Raw genomic sequence first — 16,286 nt, 5'->3', positions numbered from 1 at the left:
CCTATTCACCCGAATCAATCACGCAAAGACCACGGTCTTATTGCCGTGAATCAGCACGCGATCCTCCAGGTGCCAGCGCAGGCCGCGCGCCAGCACAGCCTTCTCCACGTCGCGCCCGACCCGCACCAAGTCATCGGGCGTATGGCAGTGGCTGACCCGGTGGATATCCTGCTCGATGATCGGCCCGGCATCGAGCTCCTCGGTGACATAATGGCAGGTGGCGCCGATCAGCTTGACGCCGCGCTGATGGGCCTGGTGGTAGGGCCTCGCGCCGGCAAACGACGGCAGGAAGCTGTGGTGAATGTTGAGCATGCGGCCCTGGAAGCGCGCGCATAGTTGCGGCGGCATGATCTGCATGTAGCGGGCCAGTACCACACAGTCGGCGCGGGCCTCCTCCACGCGCCGCTGAACGTCGGCGAAGGCGGTGGGCTTGTCATCGGCATTGACCGGCACATGGTGGTAGGGAACACCGTGCCACTCCACCAAGCCGCGCATGTCCTGGTGATTGGAGATCACGCCGACGATGTCGCAGTCGAGCTCCCCCGCCGTCCAGCGATAGAGCAGATCCACCAGGCAGTGGCTCTCGCGTGACACCATCAGCACCACCCGCCGCCGCTGGCGAGTGTCGATCAGCGCCCAGGTCATCTCGAACTCGGCGGCAATGGGCGCGAAGGCCTCGCGCAGCGCCTCGGGCGGCACGCCCACCGAGTCGGCGAGGATCTCATAGCGCATGAAGAAGCGCCCCGCCTCCAGGTCGGAGTGCTGGCTGGCCTCGGTGATCGAGCCGCCGTGCCCAGCGATGAAGTTGGAAACCCGAGCGACGATGCCCAAGCGGTCGGGGCAGGAAACGACCAGGCGGTAGTAGAAGTGAGACATGAAACGATCCCGGGTGGCGGCGATGACTAGGGGCGACAGTGTAGCCAAAACAGAGGCTTCGGGCACGCGTGGGACGGACCGAGACCCTTCTGATTCCCCTCCAGGGCTCCTGCCCGGCCTGCCGCCTCCAGCCGGGGCACCCGCCAGTCCACCATGGGCTGGCCATCGACAGATCTACCGACAAGACCTATAGGAATAATAGGTATTACCTTTTGCTACGGAGGTCGGCATGGCAAAACCAACATCCATCAAACTCGACGACGATCTGAAAGGACGGGTGCAGAATCTGGCCGACGCCCGTCGGCGCTCGGCACACTGGCTCATGCGTGAGGCCATTGAGCAGTATGTGGAGCGAGAGGAAAGACGAGAGATGTTCAGGCAGGACACGCTCAAGGCTTGGGAGGATTACCAAGCGACTGGCGTGCATACGACCGCTGACGAAGTCGAGCAGTGGCTGGGCAGTTGGGGAAAGGATGATGAGGTGTCCGCACCAACATGCCACAAGTGATCTTTTCCCCGTCAGCAATACGGGATCTGGAGCGACTGCGTGAGTTCCTGCGGCCGAAGAATCCAACAGCAGACGAGAGAGCCGCCAAGGCGCTCATCCAGGGCTTCGAGCAGCTTGGAAAATTCCCACATATCGGCCGCCCGATTGATGATCTATCCGAGGAATACCGGGATTGGCTGATTGATTTTGGTAATAGCGGTTACATCGCCCGGTATCGTCTCGATGGGGACACGGTGGTGGTACTGGCCAACCGTCACCAGAGAGACGCCGGCTTCTAACAGGCAGCAATCGATAGCGAGCCGACTCACCGCCACGATCTCGCGTGGTTCCCAAGCGGTCCTTAGGAAGCAGGAAGCGTCTCGGCGAGGTCCACCTCAAGGTCCGCAGTCAGGCGCTCGGCCTCGACATCAAGGTGATCGAGGCGGGCCGCCTGCTGGGCGCCAAGTGTTGAGGTAAAAGCAACGCTTAAGGGGTTGGTCAGTCAACGCAGCAACGCCTAGCCTGATCATATATCGGCCGACAGGCCGGCCGTTCCGCCAACAACAACGCCCGGAGTCCAAGCATGAATCCCACTCGATCGTTTGCCGTTTCCTCCCTCACCGCTGCCGTCCTGGCCGCGGCTGTGCTGGCCAGGCGCAGGCCGCCACGACCGTGCCCCTGAGCTACAACGGTGCTCCCGATCCCGACAAGAATGCCGTGCATGTCTTCGCTACCAACCTCAAGGAGCTGGTCGAGGAAAAGACCGACGGCGAGCTCGAGCTGAAGCTCTACCCCAACAGCATGCTGGGGGAAGAGCAGGAGCGCATGGAGCAGACGATGAACAGCCCCAGCCTGAACATCGCCTCCTTCGCCGGCATGTCCCCGCTGGTGCCGGAAGTGTTCGTCAGCGCCATTCCCTTCCTCTTCGACGACTTCGAGTCGGCACGCAGCTTCTTCGACGAAGGTCAGTACTGGCAGGCCGTCGAGGACGCCCTGCGCGAGCGCACCGGCATGGAGCTGCTGGCCGTGGTCGAGGAGGGTGGCTTCCTGGCCTTCACCAACGATGAGAAACCCATCTCCTCGCCCAGCGACTTCGAGGGGCTGCGCTTTCGTGCCATGGACCCCAGCCAGGTCGCGCTCTACGAAGCCTTCGGGGCCTCCGGCACGCCGATCCCCTGGACCGAGGTCTACATGGCGCTGAAGACCGGCGTCGCCGATGGTCAGATGAACCCGCCGATGTACATCATCATGGGCAGCCTCTATGAAGTGCAGGACTACCTGACGCTGGCCAACATCCAGTACTCGGACCAGTTCCTGGTCGGCAACGGCGCGATGATCGACGGCTGGGACGACCCGACGCGCGAGGCCTTCATGGAAGCCGTGGAGGAGGCCAACCAGATGGCCCGCGAGCACAACGAGATCCGGGTCGACGAGCGCATCGCCTACCTCAAGAAGCAGGGCATGGAGGTGATCCGTCCTTCCGAGGAGGAGCTGGCAGAATTCCGCGAGCAGGGCCAGCCGGCCTATCTGGACTGGCTCGGCGAGCAGGACATTGATCCGACCTTCATCGACATGGCACTCGAAGATGCCGGGATGACCCACCTGGCCGAGTAAGCCGCGCCGTCCTCGAGACGTCCTGCAGTTCGGGCAGGGGCTACCCCCCCCTGCCCCATGACAGATGGCATCCACCATGGCGTTATCGAACTCTCGCGTACTGGCCATCAGCCGGTCCGTATCCCTGACGGTTGCCAGCAGCCTGCTGCTTATCGATCTGGCGATGATCCCGCGCATGATGCCCCAGCAGTTCTTCGGCGGTATCAATGCCTTCTCGCTGATGGCCATTCCGCTGTTCATCCTGGCCGGCAACCTGATGAACGTGACGCGTCTGACGGACCGTCTTATGGCCTTCGCCAAGCTGCTGGTCGGCCACCTGCGCGGCGGCATGGGCCATGTCAACGTGGTCTCCAGCATCTTCTTCGCCGGGGTGAATGGCTCTGCGGTGGCCGATACCTCGGCGCTGGGCTCACTGCTCGTGCCACCCATGCGCAAGGAGGGCTACTCCACCGCCTTTGCCGCGGGCCTGACGGCCGGCAGCTCGCTGATCGGGCCGATCATCCCGCCCAGCATCTTCATGATCCTCTACGCCTCGCTGACCAATACCTCGGTCGGCGATCTGTTTCTCGCCGGCGTGATCCCGGGCTTGCTGCTAGGTCTGGCGTTCATGGCCATGAATGCCTGGTATGCCTGGCACAAGGGGCTGGAAAAGCGTGGCGGACTCCCCTCACGCCAGGAGCTGGTCGTCACGGCCCTGGGCGCCCTGCCTGCGCTGGTGGCACCGTTTATCATCGTCTCGGGGATCGTCATGGGCTTCGTCACGCCCACCGAATCCGGGGCACTGACGGCGCTCTACGTGGCACTCTGCGGCCTTGCACAGGGCAATCTGCGCCTCGCCGATTTCTGGAAGGCCATGGTCGACACCACGCGGCTGACCTCGGCGATCTTCCTGATCATGGCCGCCTCGGCCACCATCAGCTGGCTGCTCTCCTATGCTCAGGTGCCCAACGAGTTCGTGGCGCTGCTGGATCTCTACATCGAGCAGCCGGTAGTGATCCTGCTGCTGCTGAGCCTGATCACCTTCGTCACCGGCATGTTCATGGAGGAGGTCTCGGCCCTGATGCTGCTGACACCGATCTTCTCACCCGTGGCCATGATGGCGGGCATCGACCCGGTGCATCTGGGCATCATCATCACCTTGAACATCACCATTGCCCTGATCACCCCGCCGATGGGCGCCTGTGTGTTCGTCGCGGCCGCGGTAAGTCGACTCGAGATCACGGCGCTGTTCCGTACCATCTGGCCGTTCGTGGTGACGGCGATCCTGGTACTGATCCTGCTCATCCTCTTTCCTTCCCTGACCCTCTGGCTGCCGGCCCAGCTTGGCTGACCCATGGAGACCATCGTGAATCGCGCCCTGTCATCACCCATCGACCACCATCCCGACCCCGACTGGTCGGTGGTGAGCCGCATCCCCATCACGGGCAGTGACGAGCCCCTGGTGCCGTTGAGCCTGCTTCACCAACTTGCCGAGCGAGTGGTGGCATTACGATGCCGGCGACCAGCTATGGGCCCATTACAGCGGCCAGGCCCAGGCCCTCTATGGGCCGGCGGAACTGGAGACCATTGAGAGCCGCTGGCGGCGGCAGCTGTGAGCCAAGGCGATAGCGCTACGCTGCTCCCAGCGCGTCAAGGCCGCGGCGGTCAGCCGGCTATTCTCTACGCGACTCTTCGCGCGACTCCTCCGACTTCCCCGGCTGGCACGCGTCGAGGAATTCGATCAGACGCTCGAATGGCATGGGCTTGGCGATGTAAAAGCCCTGGAAGAGGTCGCAGCCATGACTCATCAGCATGTCGTGCTGCGCTTCATGCTCGATGCCCTCGGCCACCACGCTCAGGCCCAGGTGGTGCGCCATGGAGATGATGCCCTGGATGATGGCGGCGTCCTCGGCATTGCGGGTCACTTCGCTGACGAAGCTGCGGTCGATCTTCACGGTGTCGATGGGTAGGTTCTTGAGGTAGCTGAGGCTGGAAAAGCCGGTGCCGAAATCGTCGATGGCCACACTCACGCCCATGCCCCTCAGGGCATGCAGAATGTCGATGGCGCTTTCGGTGTCGTTCATCAGCACGCCTTCGGTCAGCTCCAGCGCCAATTTCGGCGCCGGCAACCCCGTCACCGCGAGGGTCTGGCGCAGATTGCCGAGAAAGCTTGAACGGTGGAATTGCATCGGCGAGAGGTTAACGGCTACGTTCAGGATGCCCTGCCCCGCCGCATCGAGCATTTCCAGATCCTGGCAGGCCCTAGAGAGCACCCATTCGCTGATGGGAATGATCTGACCGGTCTCCTCGGCCAGGGGAATGAACTGCGCGGGAGACACATAGCCGCGCAGCGGGTTTGGCCAGCGCAGCAGCGCCTCCATGCCCACTACCCGCCCCTGGCGATCGATCAGCGGCTGGTAGTGCAGTTCGAAGTTCTGCAGATCGATCGCCTCCTGGAGTTCGTTGCGCAGGGCCACGCGATCCCCCACTCGCCGGGTGATCTCGGGCGTGAAGCACTGGTAGGCGTTGCGGCCTTGCTGCTTGGCCCGGTACATGGCCATGTCGGCCTGCTGGATGAGTTCCATGGCCTGGGTGAGCTCTGTCGTGCTGACCGCGATGCCGATGCTGCATGACAGCGAAAGTTCATGCTCGCCGATCCGGTAGGGTCGGGCAACGATCGACAGCAGCCGCTCGGCCACCTGCAAGGCCTGCTCTTCATGGTGCAGTTCCGGCAGGACCACCACGAACTCATCGCCGCCCAGGCGCGCCAGGGTATCTCCTGGACGCATCGCCGCAGACAGGCGCTTGGAGACACTCAGCAGCAGCTGGTCGCCGACGGCATGCCCCAGGCTGTCGTTGATCGGCTTGAACTCGTCGAGGTCGACGAAGAGCACCGCCAGCAGATGCTCGTGACGCCTGGCCAGTTCAAAATCATGGGCCAGCCGGTCCTCCAGCAGCGCACGGTTGGCCAGGCCGGTCAAGGCATCGTGACTGGCGTGATACGCCAGGCGAGCTTCGTAGTCTTTCCGCTCGGAGATATCGTGCTGAATGCCCACAAAGTGGGTGACCTGGCCGGCGTCATCGCGCACTGGTGAGATATACAGATCGTTCCAGAAAGGCGTGCCATCCTTGCGATAGTTGCGCAGGGTGACATGCGCCTCGCGGTAGTCGGCCAGCTGCTGGCGAATCTGCTGCACCGCCGCGTTGTCGGTCTCGGGGCCCTGCAGGAAGCGACAGTTGCGGCCGATGACCTCTTTGCGTGTATAGCCGGTGATGCGCTGAAAGGTGTCATTGGCGTAGATGATCGGCAGATCGGGCTTCTTGGCATCAGCGATCACCACCCCGTTGACACTGGCTTCTACCCCGCGCTCGAGGATGCGCAGGCGGGTCTCGCGTTCCCGGCGCTGCGTCACATCCTTGGCGATGCCATAGACGCCCTTGATGCGCTGCCCCACCACGATCGGTAGATGGGTGATATCCAGCCGCCTCACCTGGCCGTCACGATGCGGAATCTGCACTTCAAACCGGCAGGGCTCCCCCTGCGCCGTCATCTCGAACTGTTGCTGCATAGACGCCAGGTCGGCCGGATTCAGGAAAGCAGAAAAGTGAGTGCCCAGGATCTGTTCGACGCGGTAGCCGGTGATCTCAGCACAATGATCGTTCGCCGTGACGAAGTACCCCTGCAGGTCCAGTGAGAACACCGCATCGGGGTTATAGGCGAACAGCGAACGGTAACGCTGCTCGCTCTCCCACAGCGCATTCCGATCCTGGTCACGCTCCACCGCCAGGGCCACCAGGTCCACGGCCTGTCGCAGCATGTCCAGTTCGCTGGGCTCGGGCGTCACCGGCTGACGATGGTAGGTTGCGAAGGTTCCCAGCAATCGATCGTCACTGGCGATCACCGGATACGACCAGCAGGAGACGAACCCCGCCTCGGCAGCCAGCGACTTGAACCCCTTCCAGCGAGGGTCTTGGGCAAGATCAGCGCAGATCACCACCTCGCGGTCATGGGCGCAGCTGCCACAGGCGCCGATGCCGGCGCCGATGGGAATCGAGGACACGGCCTCACGAAAAGCCGGCGGCAGGCTGCTGCCGGCCACCAGGCGCAGCCTGCGACCCTCATCGTCAACCCGCATGATCGAGCAGAGCCCGCCTTGCAGTCGGGCCTCGAGCATCCGGCAGATGGCGTCGAGCGTCTGCTCGAGCGGCGCCTCCTCGGCGATCATCCCCTGGATGGCGTATTGGTGTTCGAGATGCTCCCGCGCCGACATCAAGTCTCGTGAACGGCTCAGCACCAGGCGCACCATCCCCAGGCTGAACACCAGCAGATAACTCAGCATCAGCCCGCCCATACCAATGATGTAGGGGCTGATACCGGCCTGCCAGCCCATCCCGGGGCCGCTATACACGGCGGGGCTGAGCATGGGTCCACCCGGTAGGCCGATGTGTCGCGACGCCAAGGCGGGGATAGCGCTGACGTCCCGGGCCATCACCCCCGGCGCGGTCAGCGAGAAAAGCAGCGCGCCATTCCGCGACACGTTCACCTGGAAGTCGGCCAGTTGCAGGCGCAGCTCGTGATCGAGCAGGGTGGCCAGGTTCATCACAGCGACCAACTGCTGGTCACGCTGCGGCAGCGCGATGACCATGATCGCCCGTTGGGGTGCGTCAGCATCGGGTGACATCAGGCGGGGTTGGGGAAAGGGCATGTCAAACCAGTCGCGGACGCGCTCGGAGCCTGCCCATTGCGTCAGCCAGCGTTGGGCCTCGGCGCTGCGCGCCCGGTGCCAGCGCCAGTCCTGCTGGCTATCCCGCAGGGCGATGACCTCGAGGCTGGGGGTATCACGCAGGTAGTTGGCCACATCGCGATTGAGTACGGCGGCTTCCAATCCAACAGCGGACGCATCCAGCCGCTCGGCCATGCGCTGCATCAGCATCAGCTGCGAGCTCATCACCTGCTCGGCGTTGAGACGCACATTGTCGAGCAGGTACTCGGCCTGCTGATAGACTCGCTGTTGGTGCTGCCCACTGAGCAGATGCCACGCCAAGCTGCTGACCAGCACCCCGGCCAGGCCCACCATCACCGCGGTGGGCCCCAGCTCGAGCTTGCGCTGGCTCGGCCGGGCACTCGCCACCAGCATGGAGGCGCCATACACCATGGCGAACAGCGCGATCACCAGGGGCGAGGAGGTCATCGCCTGCAGCCCGGGACCGGCGGCCGGAAAGGCGACCATCAGCGCCAGGATGCCCAACCCGAAGAGCAGCATCAGCACGCCCGCCAGCGCCCACGCCCGTCGGTAGGCCGGCGCGCCAAGCCCGACCAGCAGGCAGCCGGCCAGCACCACCAGTATCACCGCTAGCGACGAGGAAAACCGCGGCGCCCGGGAAAGCCAAGAGACTCCCACCTGACTGCCGCCGATCAACCCGTTGTGGACCAGGGTATAAAGGGCCAGAACCAGCAACGCACCGCCCGCCAGCCACCGCAGCCGTGGCCAGTGCTGGACCACCGCCAGCAGGCCAAGGCCGGACAACACCGCGGCCAGCGCGGTATCCGGCAGAAGCAAGATGCGCTGTGGGTAATCCGGCCACGGCGCCAACCCGGCCAGCCCCATCAGCACAAACGCCGCCGAGACCATCAGCAGCCAGCTATCCAGGGCGATATCGCGGGTCTTGAGTGGCATGCAAAAAGGCTCCATGGGCGTGATCGACACGGACCTTGAAGCGGCCCTGTCCAGCCGACTCATGCTGCTGGCGCCAGTCATGCAACGCTTGTGCCGACCTTGGGGTTATCGGCCGTTTTCCGTGCAACTTGAAGGCAGCTGGCCGCCGAGTCGCTGGATCGAACAAAACCGCCCGGCCTCGGTGAACGTCAGCCGAAAACGGCCATGCACGCCGTCGCGGGTCACTACCTGCCTTAGCGCCTCGGCGGGAAATACCACGCGACGCCCATCCAGGCTGCGCGTCTGAACGTGGGCCACGCGCCCCGTGTAATGCGCCAGGCAGGCCGCAGCAGACAGCTCGATCACCACATCGATACTGGGCATGGGAAATACTGACTTGTCGTCCACGCTAAGCTCGCCAATACTTTATCATCAACTGCCACCCTCAATTGTCCTCATCCATTGCCCTCATCCATGGACCATCAGGTGGCGGCCCGTGGCCCGGCAGTACCTGCTCACGGCCCAACAGGAACTGGCCCGGCAACGCAGTGAGATGAGTAGCGCCTGAGGCGATGCCCGGGCCTTGGTGCCCTCGTCGAGTTCAGCCGCTTCGCCTGAATATCCGGGTCAGTCGAGCATGGCCAAGGCGATTTCATCGGCCAGCGTCGCCTGCCTTCAAGTTTCTCGACGTCTTGCCGATTAACTCGGCGAGCTTGTCCTGGAGATTCCATCATCATGCCCTACCCGTTGCGCCTGGCCTGCCTGCTGCTGGTGTTGCTGAGCCTGACCGCCTGCGCCAATCATCAAGGCGCGCTTCACAACGCACCGCCCCCGCCGGGGCTGGCCGATGCTCTCGACAAGGCCATCAACCAGATGGTCGAGGACTTCCCCGAGCTCACCCAACAGGGCCCCATGATCACGGCCTCGTTCATCAACGTGGAGGGGGTGGGTCGCACCGCGCCCTTCGACCGCATCGCCGCGGAACTCTCGGCCGCGGCGCTGGCCCGCGCGGGCGTGCCGGTCAGGGAAGTGCTGCTCGATGGCGGCCAGCTGATCGAGATCAGCGTCGATGCTGGCCTACTGACCCGCCAGGTACGCTACCTGGGCAATCGGCCAGACGCCCAGTCCCTGCTGATGGGCACCTATGCGCTAGGGCATGACCATCTTTATCTCGCCCTGCGCGTGGTGGAGCTGCGTAGTGACCGATTCCTCGCCAGCCGAGGCCTCACGCTGCCACTCGATGGCAACCTGCGTCAGCTACTGCACGCACGCTGAGCCGTGACTCACCGCGCCTGGATCACCACTTCCACGCGGCGGTTGCGGGCGCGCCCCTCAAGGGTGTCGTTGCTTGCCAGGGGGCGGGTATCCGCCAACCCCACGGCGCGCAGTCGCGAAGGCTCGACGCCCGCCTCTACCAGCGCCTCGACGATGGCGATGGCTCGGGCGCTGGACAGCGCCCAGTTGGAGGGGAAGCGCTCGGTGTTGATGGGACGGCTGTCGGAATGCCCCTCCACCGCCACCTCACCAGGGTAACGCTGAATCATCTCGCGCAGCCTTCCGGTTACCAGGGCGCGCCCCGCTTCGGTCAGCTCGGCCTCGGCGGTCGGGAAAAGCAGGCGATCCTCGACCCGTAGCCGCACGCCTGCGGGAATCCGCGAGACCTCCATGCCCGCCAGATCCGCCAGGTAGGGAGCGCCTTCCAGCGACTGCGCCACGACGCGCGCGCCATCGATGGCGGCCAGGTCGAGCTTCTCGACGCCCGAGGGCGGCCTGTCGGCCAGCACCACCAGATAGTCGGCCAGCGGGCGCGAAAGGTCGACACCGGCCGGTATCAGCAGCTGCGGGCCTCGTGAGGTGGAATCGACAGGCACACCGCCCGGCTCGGCGAGAGCCAGCAGCCTTGGCGGCGGCGAGGGGCGAGACGCCGGCAAGCCGGCCACCCCCAATGCGGCGGAGATGGCACGGGCCGACACCCTGCTGTACCCGGCGAGCCTGACAGGCCGCTCGGGAACAACCCGCTGCAGCGCCTCGGGCAGCGGCACGCCGAGACTCCCCCGAGCCAACCACCCGGGTGGCCGTTCGGGGGGCGAATCCGCCGCCTGCGTACCTATACTCACCTCGCCCACCTCGCCCAAGGTAATGATCAACACCATCAACGCCACCAGCAGGGTCATGATATCGATATAGCTGATCATCCAGCCGCTGGCGTCCTCATCCGGTGGCAGGGGTCGCATCAGGTTATCGTGGCGGCTCTGCCCGCGGTGATCCTCGATCATGCAGCCCTCCGGGCAATCCTCAGCCATATGAAGCCATCAGGCAGGTGGAAAAAACCACCAACCTTAGGGACAAGCAACCCTCGAGACAACCATTGCTGGGCTCGGCGGCGTGAAGTCAGCACCGCTGGCCGAAACGAGAGTCATATCGACCCACCTTTCTGGCCTACGCGGCGGGCGCAGGCGTTGCGCGCCCGATACCAGCGGGCCACCCAACCTCCGTAGGGCCGGTAAGCGCCAGCGCACCGGGCATGGCGAGCGCAGCATTGTCACGCCAGATGCGCCTTCGGCTTATCTGGCCTACACGGCTGTGAGCCCGCGGCGTCTCGCGCTGAGGCCTTCCCCTTGCGACAATCAGTAATGGTATCGACAGGAAATGATGGTGATGGCGGCTTCATCCACGGCGTAGACCAGCCGGTTCGTGTCATCGATACGACGGGACCAGAACCCGGCCAGGTTTTCCTTAAGAGGCTCCGGCTTGCCGATCCCTTCGAACGGGCAGCGCTTCACATCGGCAATCAGCTTGTTGATCCGCTTCAGCGTCTTCCTGTCCTGGGCTTGCCAGTGGAGATAGTCTCGCCAAGCCTCGTCTGTCCAGCACAGAAGTCGGCTACTCATCGCCTTTCAGCAATTCGCGCTCTGCGACCTTGCCAGCCTTGTACTGAGCCATCGACCTCTCAAGATGCGAGGCATTGGCGGGAGAGCGCAGCAGATGCACGGTCTCCATCAGACTGTTGTAATGGTCGAGCGACATCACCACCGCATCTTCGGCATCACGGCGAGTAATGATCGCCGTGTCAGCATCGTTGACCACGCTATCCAGAATGTTCTTGAGGCCATTGCGGGCCTCGGTAAACGTCACGATTCTCATCACACCCTCCCCTGACACTGCCCACATCATAGCAGGCCCGGCCTACATGTACAGATAAATGAACATGTCACCCTACTCTTGGACGCTCCCCACCAACTGGCGCCGCGGCAGCCAACGCAAGACCCGTTCAGCAAGCTCGGAGCGCCCGATCTCCAGCGCAGCGTTGGGCATGCGGGTGGCGTTGGGGTTGAGCAGAGCGTACTGCCTTGGGCGCAGACGCAGAAGTCAGGCGTCCAGCATCGCCAGCGTATGCGCCCGCTGCCGGGTCACGGCATCATCGAAAATGGCCAGCAGCTTATCGTAATCCGCCGGCATCTCGGTTTCCATGCCGGTGGCCTCGAAGCGGTCGAGGGTGTGCTGGGTATCGTCGATGACCGCTTGAAGTTCATCGATCACCTGCTGGTGTTCGTCAATGGTCATGCGCCCCCCAGAAAGTAAGAAACCGGCCCCACACCGGGGCCGGTTCGATGGCAGTGCCAAAGGGAAGGGTGATTCCCTACTCGCTCAACCTTAGCCCAGCAGGGAAAGCACGTTCTGCGGAATCTGGTTGGCCTGGGCCAGCACCGAGGTGCCGGCCTGCTGCAGAATCTGAGCGCGGGTCATGTTGGCCACTTCGGTCGCATAGTCGGCATCTTCGATGCGCGACCGAGCGGCAGACAGGTTAGTCTCGTTGGTCTGCAGGTTAGTGATCGCAGACTCGAAACGGTTCTGGATGGCACCCAGATCAGAGCGCAGGTTATCGACTTGACTCAGTGCACTATCAAGTGTTTTGAGGGGATCAGCATTGGCTGTTCCTGCAGTGGTCGCGTCGAAAGTAAAGCTATCAGAACTATCAACATAAAGCTGAGCACCTGCCCCATCGGTAATCATACCGTTGGATTGCTCGTAATATGTAGTAGTGACAACAGAATTAGCATCAGCTGTAAGCTCACCAGTATCTGCGTCGACATTTACAGCATCGCCATTAGACGTTAATGTAACTGCACCAGCAGCATCGACAGTATAGCCCCCTCCGCTAAACCCGGTAGAAGCTTGGGCAGTGTCAAAATCAGCTTTAGAAATTGTGGCGCCAGTTGCACTTACTCCAGTAGCAGTACCGGTAAAAGTAGTGCCTCCCATTTCGATTGTATCACCATTACCGGTACCAGCTGCAGCCATGAAAGCACTTACATCTGAAATGTTGGCTTGTGCATCAGTACCACTATTGGTGGTTGTTAAGTTGTTAGAACCATCCCAATAAAGGGTCTGCCCATCAAGTGTAGTCATAGTGCCATCGTCAGCTACCAGAGCATCTTGGCTAGAACCACCAAGTGTCACAGTAGCCTCAACGGGTTCGCCAGCAGCTGTAGCCTTACCTTTAATATAGCTATCTACATCGGCAGAGGCAGCATCAGTGGCGTTAAAAGTAAACGCTTCGGCACTTGAGTTATATACATAACTGTTTCCATCGGCAGCAACGCCGAGGCCAGTATTAGTACCTGTATAGTTAACTGAGTTGGTATCGACGAGACTGTCCAAAACGTCTGCTGAAGTAGCAGCCGCATTAGGTGTGGTTTCAGTTTTGGTCCATTCGACTGTACCGTTAGCTTGAGCAACGGATGAAAATCCGTCATCGCTCAGCATGTCAGCAGTTGCTGCCCTATTATCAACATCAGCATCATTGACATTAAATCCATCCAGACCAAGCTGAGCACGACTCATCTGTTCCAGATCAATTTCGATAACTTCACCATCATTAGCGCCCACCTGAATGCTGAGGGTTCGCTTCGTAGGGTCAGCACCTTCAGTATTCTCGCCCAGAACCTTGGTTCCGTTGAAATCTGTTTCTTTAGAAATACGGTCGATTTCATTCAAACGTTGATCAATCTCTGCCTGAATAGAGTTCAGGTCATCTGATGAGTTGGTACCGTTTTGAGCCTGTACAGACAGTTCGCGGATACGCTGCAGGTTATCGTTAATCTGGTTAAGACCACCTTCGGCAGTCTGGGCGATGGAAATACCATCATTGGCGTTGCGCTGCGCCTGTGACAGACCGGTGATCTGGGCGGTCATGCGGTTGGCGATGGCCTGGCCGGCGGAGTCGTCGGCGGCGCTGTTGATGCGCAGGCCGGAGGACAAACGCTCCATAGCGGTAGTCAAGTCGTTCTGCGACTTGTTCAGGTTCTGCTGGCCGATCATCGAGGTGATGTTGGTATTGATCACTGCCATGGTGTGACTCCTTCCTAGCTGTTGAGGGCTCCATTGGCGGGCCCGCTGCGATGCTCTTTCATGGCCCGGCGGGCCTGCCACAACGGCGCCGTTGGCCGTTACTCTCTATAACGGCGGCCGAGGGGAAGACTTTAGGGAAAATCGCCATTTTTTGCCGCCGGGGTGCCAACGCCTTGACACGGCACGACAGCTGACGAGGCCTGGCGGAACCCGCGCAAACGTCATCGCCCCGGCGAGTGGCCGGGGCGATGGCAGGGAGGTGTGAGGCGTGCGTCAGTTGCGACCCAGCTGGGTATCCAGTGCGTCGAATTGCTGTGTCAGGTAGGTGCTGGTCTGGTTCATGTTGGCAATCATGCTATCCAGCTGACCGAACTGCACCCGATAGCGCTCGACGGTGCGCTCCACGCTCGCTTCCATACGGGTGAAGCGCGCGTCGAGACGGCTGACGCGGCTCTCGGCGCCCTGGATGGCGTTGCTCAGGGTGCCGTTGTCGTCGAGCATGCGCGTCAGGCTGGCGTTGAAGGTGCCGGCCATGCCGGTTTCCGCGCTACTGCCTGCAAAGAACGCCGCCACCTCCTCGGGAGAATCGGCGAGGGCGGCATCCAGCACCGGCTCGTCGAGCGCCAGACGCCCCTCCTTGTCGAGGGAGATCCCCAGATCGGAGAGCAGCGAGAACGCACCGCCCGGCACGGCGCTGGTGAGGTCGCGCACCATGCGCGACTCCAGGGTGCGCACGGTGCGATCGCCGATCAGCTCGCCCGAAGAAGAGCCATCGGTGCCCGGCTTGGTCATCCGGCCGATGGTGGACTGCAGCTCGTTATAGGCGGAAACCCACTTGTTGACCGCCTCCTTCACGGAGCCGTCGTCGCGGCTGACGGTCACCCCCAGGGTGCTGCCCTCGGCCTCGGGACTCAGCGTCAGGCTCACCCCCTGGATGGCTTCCTTCACGGTATTGGTGGCGCTGGTGATGGTGATGCCGTTGATATCCAGCTCGGCATCGTTGCCGGGGCGCAGGGTGGCGGCGTCCTCGGCGAGCGGCACCGGGTTCGTAGAGGCCGTGTCCTTGTTGGCGAAGGTAAGCCCCACCAGCGAGGCCGCGGCACCGGTCTCCCGGGAGCTCAACGCCAAACGATAGCCACTGCCATCATTGATGATGGAGGCATCGACGCCGGCTGCCCCATTGGCGTTGATGGTATCGCGCACCGCTTCCAGGCTGCTGCCGGCGGCGATATCGATCGTCACGCTGGTGCCGGTGGGGCTGGCAGCGGGGTCGAAGCTGCCGTTGGGGTCGTAGGCGGCGCCGAAATCCAGGGTGAGGGTGGTGGCCTCGGTGAACAGCGCCTCATTCGGCAAATAGCCAGCGCCGGTGGCCTGAGTCGCCAGGGTGCCGCCGGTGGCGATGCGATTGACCGTGACGTCGTAGCGGCCGGGGCTGGCCGTCTCGCTGGCGGCGGCGCTGAGCCCCTTGCCCTGCACGCTGGCCGAGAGCTTCTGGAACAGCGCCGAGTCGTTCAGCGCCTGGGCGGCGCTCTGCAGCTTGTTGACGCCGCTCTGCAGCCTGCCGTAGGCGGAGATCTTGGCTTCCTGCTGCGTCTTCTGCTGGGTGATCGGCTGCAGTTGCTGCCGTTCGGCACTGCGCAGCTGGTCCAAAAGCCCGTTCAGGTCGAGGCCGGAACCGATGCCGAGAGATGAGATGCTTGCCATGCGAAGCCCCTTTGAGCGACTGAAGCGATATCGTAAATCATATCGGCGGGGTTCCGGGGAACTTTAGGCCGAGTGGGGCCTGCTCAAGTCGAGGCGCGCGAGGTGGTCCAGGAGTGTGCGCCGAGCAGACCAACCTGCTGTCGCTCAACGCCACCATCGAGGCGATCCACGCCGGCGCCGTCAGGCGGGCATCGGAAGAAGAGGGGCCAGGGAGTTGTTTGCCAAGCAGGGCATGGCGGATCGGGGCGTGATCCGCCAGGAGGAGTCAGCGATTCATCATCTCTTCCAGGCTGTTGGCAAACAGGACGTCACGCATCCAGCCTTTCAACTGTTCATGGTCGGCCTGGGCGAGTCTCGCCTCTACCCACTCTGGCACCTCACCGAACTTGAAGGTGAGCTGGGTACGCAGCATGTCTCGCGCCTCTTCCAGACGGCCCTCCTGACGGCCTTCCTGACGGCCTTCCTGACGGCCCTCCTGACGGCCCTCCAGGCGTTCTTTCTTGACCAGATTCTCGAGATTTTCTGCCAACATATCTTTATCCTCCACCAGGCTTTCGAGCCGATTCAAGTTGACCTCGGCCCCCAGCCGATGCAAATGGCGCTTGAGCCAGCGGGTG

The 16,286-nt window shown here is 62.6% G+C and carries 15 protein-coding genes and 1 pseudogene; 6 read left to right on the top strand and 10 right to left on the bottom strand.

Features of this window, described 5'->3' with window-relative positions:
• Positions 1-18: 18 nt before the first annotated feature.
• A complete protein-coding gene (gene purU, locus DFO68_RS01740; protein ID WP_133481419.1) occupies positions 19-876 on the bottom strand; it encodes a formyltetrahydrofolate deformylase in 858 nt (285 codons plus the stop codon).
• A gap of 229 nt (positions 877-1,105) precedes the next feature.
• Here purU and DFO68_RS01735 point away from each other — a divergent pair, with 229 nt between their 5' ends.
• From DFO68_RS01735 to DFO68_RS01720, 5 genes are all read left to right on the top strand, one after another.
• The gene (locus tag DFO68_RS01735; RefSeq protein ID WP_133481418.1) at positions 1,106-1,384 is read left to right on the top strand and encodes a CopG family ribbon-helix-helix protein; all 279 of its coding nucleotides are present in this window, start codon (positions 1,106-1,108) and stop codon (positions 1,382-1,384) included.
• The gene (locus DFO68_RS01730; RefSeq protein WP_133481416.1) at positions 1,372-1,662 is read left to right on the top strand and encodes a type II toxin-antitoxin system RelE/ParE family toxin; all 291 of its coding nucleotides are present in this window, start codon (positions 1,372-1,374) and stop codon (positions 1,660-1,662) included. The genes DFO68_RS01735 and DFO68_RS01730 overlap by 13 nt, the downstream gene beginning before the upstream one ends.
• A 44-nt stretch (positions 1,663-1,706) precedes the next feature.
• On the top strand, positions 1,707-1,835 hold the full coding sequence (locus DFO68_RS15905) for a hypothetical protein (RefSeq protein ID WP_279512786.1): 129 nt from the start codon (positions 1,707-1,709) through the stop codon (positions 1,833-1,835).
• A gap of 125 nt (positions 1,836-1,960) precedes the next feature.
• Positions 1,961-2,977 (top strand): TRAP transporter substrate-binding protein DctP, encoded by a 1,017-nt coding sequence (gene dctP / locus DFO68_RS01725; protein ID WP_133481415.1) that lies wholly within the window; start codon positions 1,961-1,963, stop codon positions 2,975-2,977.
• Positions 2,978-3,053: 76 nt separating this feature from the next.
• A complete protein-coding gene (locus DFO68_RS01720) occupies positions 3,054-4,307 on the top strand; it encodes a TRAP transporter large permease (protein WP_243726381.1) in 1,254 nt (417 codons plus the stop codon).
• Positions 4,308-4,629: 322 nt separating this feature from the next.
• Here DFO68_RS01720 and DFO68_RS15745 read toward each other — a convergent pair whose 3' ends face one another.
• Together DFO68_RS15745 and DFO68_RS01705 are read right to left on the bottom strand one after the other, a co-directional pair.
• On the bottom strand, positions 4,630-8,634 hold the full coding sequence (locus DFO68_RS15745) for an EAL domain-containing protein (protein WP_243726380.1): 4,005 nt from the start codon (positions 8,632-8,634) through the stop codon (positions 4,630-4,632).
• 105 nt (positions 8,635-8,739) lie between these two features.
• Positions 8,740-9,021 (bottom strand): DUF2835 domain-containing protein, encoded by a 282-nt coding sequence (locus DFO68_RS01705; RefSeq protein ID WP_373190674.1) that lies wholly within the window; start codon positions 9,019-9,021, stop codon positions 8,740-8,742.
• Between the two features lie 327 nt (positions 9,022-9,348).
• Between DFO68_RS01705 and DFO68_RS01700 the strand changes: the two genes are divergently transcribed.
• Positions 9,349-9,888, top strand: a complete 540-nt coding sequence (locus DFO68_RS01700) for a FlgO family outer membrane protein (protein WP_133481410.1) — start codon at positions 9,349-9,351, stop codon at positions 9,886-9,888.
• A gap of 8 nt (positions 9,889-9,896) precedes the next feature.
• Here the strand turns inward: DFO68_RS01700 and DFO68_RS01695 are convergent, their stop codons facing one another.
• The 7 genes and pseudogenes from DFO68_RS01695 to DFO68_RS15610 all read right to left on the bottom strand — a co-directional run.
• Positions 9,897-10,889: an OmpA family protein gene (locus DFO68_RS01695; protein WP_133481409.1), complete on the bottom strand. Its 993-nt coding sequence runs from the start codon at positions 10,887-10,889 to the stop codon at positions 9,897-9,899.
• A gap of 351 nt (positions 10,890-11,240) precedes the next feature.
• Positions 11,241-11,504 carry a Txe/YoeB family addiction module toxin gene (locus tag DFO68_RS01690; protein WP_133481408.1) on the bottom strand — a complete coding sequence of 88 codons (264 nt, stop codon included), beginning with the start codon at positions 11,502-11,504 and terminating at the stop codon, positions 11,241-11,243.
• A complete protein-coding gene (locus tag DFO68_RS01685; protein ID WP_133481407.1) occupies positions 11,497-11,757 on the bottom strand; it encodes a type II toxin-antitoxin system Phd/YefM family antitoxin in 261 nt (86 codons plus the stop codon). The genes DFO68_RS01690 and DFO68_RS01685 overlap by 8 nt, the downstream gene beginning before the upstream one ends.
• 225 nt (positions 11,758-11,982) lie before the next feature.
• The gene (locus DFO68_RS01680; protein WP_133481406.1) at positions 11,983-12,177 is read right to left on the bottom strand and encodes a hypothetical protein; all 195 of its coding nucleotides are present in this window, start codon (positions 12,175-12,177) and stop codon (positions 11,983-11,985) included.
• Between the two features lie 90 nt (positions 12,178-12,267).
• Entirely contained in the window at positions 12,268-13,965 is a 1,698-nt protein-coding gene (locus DFO68_RS01675; protein ID WP_133481405.1) for a flagellin, read from the bottom strand.
• Between the two features lie 273 nt (positions 13,966-14,238).
• Positions 14,239-15,669, bottom strand: a complete 1,431-nt coding sequence (fliD, locus tag DFO68_RS01670) for a flagellar filament capping protein FliD (protein ID WP_133481403.1) — start codon at positions 15,667-15,669, stop codon at positions 14,239-14,241.
• 265 nt (positions 15,670-15,934) lie between these two features.
• A pseudogene (locus DFO68_RS15610) lies at positions 15,935-16,286 on the bottom strand (Rpn family recombination-promoting nuclease/putative transposase); the annotation flags it as partial.

The organism is Halomonas ventosae (assembly GCF_004361885.1).
GTDB lineage: Bacteria > Pseudomonadota > Gammaproteobacteria > Pseudomonadales > Halomonadaceae > Halomonas > Halomonas ventosae_C.
This window is presented reverse-complemented; position numbering and strand designations above follow the sequence as displayed.

Bases quoted from the DNA above. Each gene is read 5' to 3' on its own strand.
- purU (WP_133481419.1), bottom strand. From the start codon at position 876: ATGTCTCACTTCTACTACCGCCTGGTCGTTTCCTGCCCCGACCGCTTG.
- DFO68_RS01735 (WP_133481418.1), top strand. From the start codon at position 1,106: ATGGCAAAACCAACATCCATCAAACTCGACGACGATCTGAAAGGACGG.
- DFO68_RS01730 (WP_133481416.1), top strand. From the start codon at position 1,372: ATGCCACAAGTGATCTTTTCCCCGTCAGCAATACGGGATCTGGAGCGA.
- DFO68_RS01720 (WP_243726381.1), top strand. From the start codon at position 3,054: ATGGCGTTATCGAACTCTCGCGTACTGGCCATCAGCCGGTCCGTATCC.
- DFO68_RS15745 (WP_243726380.1), bottom strand. From the start codon at position 8,634: ATGCCACTCAAGACCCGCGATATCGCCCTGGATAGCTGGCTGCTGATG.
- DFO68_RS01700 (WP_133481410.1), top strand. From the start codon at position 9,349: ATGCCCTACCCGTTGCGCCTGGCCTGCCTGCTGCTGGTGTTGCTGAGC.
- DFO68_RS01695 (WP_133481409.1), bottom strand. From the start codon at position 10,889: ATGATCGAGGATCACCGCGGGCAGAGCCGCCACGATAACCTGATGCGA.
- DFO68_RS01690 (WP_133481408.1), bottom strand. From the start codon at position 11,504: ATGAGTAGCCGACTTCTGTGCTGGACAGACGAGGCTTGGCGAGACTAT.
- DFO68_RS01685 (WP_133481407.1), bottom strand. From the start codon at position 11,757: ATGAGAATCGTGACGTTTACCGAGGCCCGCAATGGCCTCAAGAACATT.
- DFO68_RS01680 (WP_133481406.1), bottom strand. From the start codon at position 12,177: ATGACCATTGACGAACACCAGCAGGTGATCGATGAACTTCAAGCGGTC.
- DFO68_RS01675 (WP_133481405.1), bottom strand. From the start codon at position 13,965: ATGGCAGTGATCAATACCAACATCACCTCGATGATCGGCCAGCAGAAC.
- fliD (WP_133481403.1), bottom strand. From the start codon at position 15,669: ATGGCAAGCATCTCATCTCTCGGCATCGGTTCCGGCCTCGACCTGAAC.